The sequence below is a fragment of the Saccharomonospora sp. genome (assembly GCF_027317685.1).
GTDB lineage: Bacteria > Actinomycetota > Actinomycetes > Mycobacteriales > Pseudonocardiaceae > Saccharomonospora.
Genome location: NZ_DAHVQP010000129.1, coordinates 1 through 5,947, shown reverse-complemented (window position 1 = coordinate 5,947; position 5,947 = coordinate 1). Strand labels below are relative to the sequence as shown.

5 protein-coding genes, 2 pseudogenes and 1 riboswitch are annotated in these 5,947 nt (G+C 68.4%); of the genes and pseudogenes, 4 read left to right on the top strand and 3 right to left on the bottom strand.

Features of this window, described 5'->3' with window-relative positions:
• The first annotated feature begins 76 nt into the window (after positions 1–76).
• On the top strand, positions 77–997 hold the full coding sequence (locus tag M7H19_RS15610; protein WP_298182079.1) for a PfkB family carbohydrate kinase: 921 nt from the start codon (positions 77–79) through the stop codon (positions 995–997).
• 160 nt (positions 998–1,157) lie between these two features.
• Here the strand turns inward: M7H19_RS15610 and M7H19_RS18670 are convergent, their stop codons facing one another.
• The 3 genes and pseudogenes from M7H19_RS18670 to M7H19_RS18660 all read right to left on the bottom strand — a co-directional run.
• Positions 1,158–1,352, bottom strand: a complete 195-nt coding sequence (locus M7H19_RS18670) for an enoyl-CoA hydratase-related protein (protein ID WP_363321377.1) — start codon at positions 1,350–1,352, stop codon at positions 1,158–1,160.
• Between the two features lie 107 nt (positions 1,353–1,459).
• A complete protein-coding gene (locus tag M7H19_RS18665; RefSeq protein WP_363321378.1) occupies positions 1,460–1,555 on the bottom strand; it encodes a hypothetical protein in 96 nt (31 codons plus the stop codon).
• Positions 1,556–1,814: 259 nt separating this feature from the next.
• Positions 1,815–2,293, bottom strand: a pseudogene (locus tag M7H19_RS18660) (acetyl-CoA C-acyltransferase); the annotation flags it as partial.
• 619 nt (positions 2,294–2,912) lie between these two features.
• A riboswitch (cobalamin riboswitch) is annotated at positions 2,913–3,058 on the top strand.
• A gap of 46 nt (positions 3,059–3,104) precedes the next feature.
• On the opposite strand from M7H19_RS18660, the gene M7H19_RS15600 reads away from it, so the two are divergent.
• From M7H19_RS15600 to M7H19_RS15590, 3 genes and pseudogenes are all read left to right on the top strand, one after another.
• Positions 3,105–5,150 (top strand): magnesium chelatase subunit D family protein, encoded by a 2,046-nt coding sequence (locus tag M7H19_RS15600; RefSeq protein WP_298182078.1) that lies wholly within the window; start codon positions 3,105–3,107, stop codon positions 5,148–5,150.
• The gene (gene cobO / locus M7H19_RS15595; protein WP_298182076.1) at positions 5,150–5,764 is read left to right on the top strand and encodes a cob(I)yrinic acid a,c-diamide adenosyltransferase; all 615 of its coding nucleotides are present in this window, start codon (positions 5,150–5,152) and stop codon (positions 5,762–5,764) included. The genes M7H19_RS15600 and cobO overlap by 1 nt, the downstream gene beginning before the upstream one ends.
• Positions 5,758–5,947 (top strand): annotated as a pseudogene (locus M7H19_RS15590) (cobyrinic acid a,c-diamide synthase); the annotation flags it as partial. The gene cobO and the pseudogene M7H19_RS15590, both read left to right, overlap by 7 nt.

Sequence of the window (5,947 nt, the reverse complement as noted above, 5' to 3'; positions counted from 1 at the left end):
GGGTGATCACCTTCGTCATGGCCGCCGGTGCGTACGCGCTGTTCGGCGGTGCCCGCGTGGTGGAAGGTGACACACGATGACCGGAAAACTCGTGCACACCGGCCAGGTCGTCATGGACCTGGTCATGCGCGTGGACTCCGTACCCGAGGCCGGCGGGGACGTTCTCGCCTCGACCACCACACTCCTGCCCGGCGGCGGCTTCAACGTGATGGCCGCCGCCGCCAGGGACGGGGCCCGCGTCCTCTACGCCGGAGCCCACGGCAGCGGCAGGTTCGGCGACCAGGCACGCGCGGCGCTTCGAGGGGAGGGCATCACCATCGCCCAACCTCCCACCGAGGACAGGGACACGGGAGTGTGCGTGGTCCTGGTCGACGACGACGGCGAACGCACTTTCGTCACCGGAACCGGCGCGGAAGCCGGACTCCCGCCTGACCTGTTGAAAACCGTCGAGGTCACCACCGAAGACGTGCTCTACCTCAGCGGCTACAGCCTCCTGCACGAATCGAACCGCGCCGCACTGCTCGGCTGGCTGCCCGACGTGTCCGTGGCCACGGTGCTGTTCGACCCGGGACCGTTGGTCGGTGAGATACCCACCGACGTCCTGACCCCAGTGTTGTCCAGGGTGGACATTCTAAGCTGCAACGCGCGCGAAGCCCGCGAATTGACCGGGCTTGCCGATGCCGTGTCGGCGGCATCCTCGTTGACGAAGCGCCTCGGTTCCGGTGCGGCGGCGATCGTGCGGGACGGGCCGGCGGGCTGTGCACTCGCACGAAACGGCGAGGCCCGGCACATCCCGGGGTTCCCGGTCACCCCGGTCGACACCAACGGCGCGGGCGACACTCATTGCGGTGTGCTCGCGGCGGCTCTGCTCGACGGTGCCGACCTCGCCTCCGCTGCAAGGCGTGCGAACGCGGCGGCAGCGATCTCCGTGCTCCGGCACGGACCGGCCACGGCCCCGTCCGGCTCCGAGATCGAGGAATTCCTGACCCGCCGCTAACCCTCCACGGCCCGGGTTGGGATGCCCCGGTGCGAGACGATCACATGGGCGGCCCCGTCTCGCGAATGCGGTGCGCTACTCGACGTGGTCGGCCAGAGGATCAGCGATGGTCGGACCGGAACGACGTTCTGCGAGTGGACGATCGCGGCGGGCGAGGAAATTACGTGACAACCGCACAGAACCGGGAACCCGAGCCCGTGACCAATACGGCACGGACGTCATCCTCGCCGGCCCGCACGGCCGTGGCTCGCAACTGACGTGCCAACGGCAAGTCCAGGGCGTTGGCCGCGTCGGGACGGTTCAGTTCCATCCGCGCGACGCCGTCGGTGACGGAGTAAGCCACGAACTCGGCCATGTCACACCCGCCGGAACAACGCGGCGAGCGCCTGACCGCCACCGATGCACATCGTGACGACCCCAGCTCCAGATCCCGGCGGACCAGATCCTTGGCGACCCGCAACGTCAGGATCGCGCCCGTGGCACCACCGGATGACCCAGCGCGATCGCACCTCCGTACGGATTGACCTTCTCCGGATCTAGCTTGGCGTCCCGGACCACGGCGACCGCCTGGGACGCGAACGCCTCGTTCAACTCGATGGTGTCGATGTCCGAGGGTACCGTGGGGTGCCGTGCCGGTCATCTCGAACAGTTTGTTCAACACCAACACGGGAGCGTAGCCCATCAGCTCCGGCTCCATCGCCGCGGTCGCCACCGCTTCGAGACTCACCAGCCCAGTCAGTCCTCGCTGCGTGGCCACGGATTCCCGGGCCAGAACGAGCGCCGCGGCACCGTCGTTGATGCCCGAGGCGTTACCCGCCGTCACCAAACCGCCCTTCTCGAACGCCGGGCGCAGCTTCGCCAGCGTCGTCTCCGGCTTCGGGTGCCCGTCCTCGGTCACGGTGAACGGTTTGCGGCCACCGACCTCGACCGGCGTGATCTCCTCAGCGAACACCGACTTGGCGGCCTCCGTCGCGGCGCGTCGCTGCGACGCGCACGCGAACTCGTCCCGCGCCTCGCGCGACACCCCGTACTTCCGGGCGACGTTCTCCGCCGTCACGCCATGTGGATGTCGGCGCCGCCCCAACGCAGTTGCATCGCCGCCGACCACACCGCCTGCAGGCCCGAACCGCAGAGCCGGTTGACCGTGTACGCGGGGGTCTGTTTCGGCAGGCCGGACTCGATCGCCACCCGGCGGGCGTTGTAGGCGTCGGGGCCGACCTGGCCGATGCATCCCATCACGACCTCGTCGATGTCCTCCGGGACGACACCCGCTCGCTGCAATGCGGCCTTGCCCGCGACCCCACCGAGCTTGTACGCATCGACGTCCTTGAACGCTCCCCGAAACCACCGACCGGCGTTCGCACACCGTCGACGATCAGGACCTTCTCTGCATCAGCTATGTCCGTCACACCAATCACACAGGCTCACCGAAAGCGCCGTCACAACAATCGAGCCGATGTCTCGCGACCCACCGAGATAGTAGGACGTCCAAACATCAAGGGAGTGCGAGATAGATCACATCCAAGCCGAAGGAGCGAGGTGGAAAGAGCTGCCGCACCCTCGGGAGCAGCTCGCCGACTTCTGTGGATCGAGTGGTCGGTTTCGTTCGAAACCCACCGGGTACCTCCAGCCGGGATGACCGGACAACACCTGCCGCCAGGGCGTCCGGACGAAGCACCGGACCCCATGAGTTCCAGGCCATTGCGGCACCCCGCTCATCGTCGACTCTCCGAGAAACCAAAGCCGGACACTCGAAAAACAGGACCACCGAACGCTGACTCGAATGCCTCCCGACACCACGCGCATCCGCTCAAGACAGTCGGAGACGGCCGGAAGAGTCACTCGAAGCGCCCACGCTCGACTGTGCGTGTACTCACAGGAACCCGACTCCCCAACACCGTCCAGTGCGGCTAAGGTGATCGCCGCGGCTCGAGGTGCCCCACGGCTCACGCCACGGGGAGAATCTGGGAAGTCCGGTGAAAGTCCGGCACAGGGCCCGCTGCGGTGACCCAGGCACTGACCTGGGAAGTCCGAAGACCGGCCTCGAACCGACCCCGGGCACAACCGTGTTCCGGGAAACACACGGCAGTTCGAGCGGGAGCCCTACATGCCTGTGCAGTACCCTTTTTCCGCCGTCGTCGGCTCCGACGACATGACACTCGCCCTCGCACTCACCGCGATCGACCCGTTCATCGGCGGTGTCCTGATACGTGGAGAGAAGGGCACGGCGAAGACGACGACGGTGCGCGGCCTCGCCGAGATCCTGCCGCCGGTGGCCGTCTACGAGGAAGACCGATTCTCCGTCGACCCGGACGATCCCGACGAGATCTCCCCCGACGGTCCGTTCGGGCCGGACACGACTGTGGTCACCCGTCCCGCGCGACTCGTCGAACTCCCTACGGGCGCCGGTGACGACCGGGTCACCGGGACTTTGCACCTGAACAAGGCCCTACGTGAGGGCGTCGTGGAATTCGAACCAGGCCTCCTCGCCCGCGCCCATCGCGGCCTGCTCTACGTCGACGAGATCAACCTGCTGCCTGATCACCTCGTCGATCTGCTGCTGGACGCGGCGGCCACCGGCCGTTTGAGCGTCGAACGGGACGGCCTCTCAGTCGAACACGCCGCCCGGTTCGTGCTCATCGGCACGATGAACCCCGAGGAAGGGGAACTCCGCCCCCAACTGCTCGACCGGTTCGGCCTGACCGTCGAAGTCGCCGCGCCCCGAGACCCCACCACCCGCGCCGAAGTCGTCCGGCGGCGCCTCGCCTTCGACGCCGATCCGGCCGGCTTCGCCGAACGGTGGGAAGCCGAACAAGACGCCCTCCGCGAACGTCTAGCCGCCGCCCGAGGCCTGGTCGACACCGTGGTGTTGGACGACGACACGCTCACGACCATCGCCGAGATCTGCGCCGCTTTCGACGTCGACGGTCTGCGCGCCGACCTCGTGACCGCCCGCGCCGCCGCGGCTCACGCCGCTTGGCAGGGGCGAAGCCACATCACGCGCGACGATGTCCGCGCTGCGGCTAGGCTCGCACTGCCGCACCGGCGCCGCCGCAATCCCTTCGACGAACCGGGACTCGACGAGGAACGACTCGACGAGCTGCTCGGCCCCGACGACCCCGGGCCTGACGGACCGGGCCCCGATGGCCCCGGCGGTGGTGCCGACGCCGACGATCAAGACACGACCAACGCCGGTGACGGTACGCAATCCGCGCCACCGTCAGGCGACATGCCTGGTCGGAACGAACGGAACGGGTCGAACGAGCCGGAGGAATCCCCGTCCTCAGAGCAGTCCGCCTCATCAGCCGGTACGTCCGTCGCGGCGGCAGGTCGACCGGGCCGGGCACCGCTCCTCGTCGTCCGTGGCACCGGGGAAGGCCAATCCGGACGCCGATCACGCGCCCGCACCCCACAAGGCGCGGTGATCGGGCCACGACGTGACGGCAATGCACAAGGTCGCCTCCACCTGGTGGGCACCATCACCGCGGCCGCACCACACCAACGACTGCGCGGCGGCCTCACCGATGGGCGTGGCCTGATCGTCACACCCGGCGACCTACGCCGCGCCGAAACCCTGGGCCGGGAGTCGAATCTGGTGCTGCTGTGCGTCGACGCCTCCGGCTCGATGGCCGCCCGTCGTCGCATGGCACAGGTCAAAACAGCTGTTCTCTCGCTGTTGCTGGACGCCTATCGACGCCGTGACAAAGTGGCGTTGGTGACCTTCCGCCGACACACCGCCGAGGTGACACTGCCGCCCACGAACTCGGTGGACGTCGCCTCCCGCAGACTCGCCGACCTGCCCGCCGGGGGACGCACCCCCTTGGCCGAGGGTTTGGAATGCTCGGCGGAACTGTTGCGGCGGGAGGCGCTCCGCGATCCGACACGCAGACCGCTGTTGGTGGTGGTGACCGATGGCCGGGCCACCTCCGGACCCGACCCGTTGGGCCGGGCTCACACCATGGCCCGGCATCTCGCCGCCACCGGTGTCTACAGCGCGGTGGTCGACTGCGAGACCGGCCGCTTCCGGATGGGACTGGCCGCACGACTCGCTGACCATCTTCACGCCGAGCACATCCCGTTGGGCGAGGTCACCGCCGACGGACTCACCGACGTCGTTCGCAGCGTCACCGCCCCGCGCCGGGAGGTGGCCTGATGCCCAAGGGCAAACCCCTGTTCGTTCCGAACGACGGCCTCACCACCCGCCAGCGACGTCACCGACCGCTGCTGATGGTGCACACCGGCAACGGCAAGGGGAAATCGACCGCCGCGTTCGGGCTGGCGCTGCGCGCCTGGAACCAGGGCTGGGACATCGGGGTGTTCCAGTTCGTGAAGTCGGCCAAGTGGCGTATCGGTGAGCAGACCGTCCTCGAGCGACTCGCCGCCCTGCACGCCGAGACCGGCGAAGGCGGGCCCGTCGAGTGGCACAAGATGGGCTCGGGCTGGTCGTGGAGCCGTAAGGCCGGAACAGAGGAGGACCACGCCACCGCGGCGGCCGAGGGCTGGGCCGAGATCAAACGTCGACTCGCCGCCGAACGCCACCAGCTCTACGTGCTCGACGAGTTCACCTATCCGATGCAGTGGGGCTGGGTCGATGTCGACGACGTGGTGGAGACCCTGACGAACCGGCCCGGCCGCCAGCACGTGGTCGTGACCGGTCGGAACGCGGACCCACGCTTGATCGAGGCCGCCGACCTCGTCACCGAGATGCAGCACGTCAAACATCCGATGGACGTCGGGCAGAAGGGCCAGCGGGGCATAGAGTGGTGAGACTTCCGCGCGTTCTCGTCGCGGCTCCCGCCTCAGGCCACGGAAAGACCACCCTCGCCACCGGCCTCATGGCCGCTCTGACACGGCAGGGACTCGCGGTCTCCGGCCACAAGGTGGGGCCCGACTACATCGATCCCGGCTACCACGCACTCGCCACCGGCCGTCCCGGACGCAATCTCGATC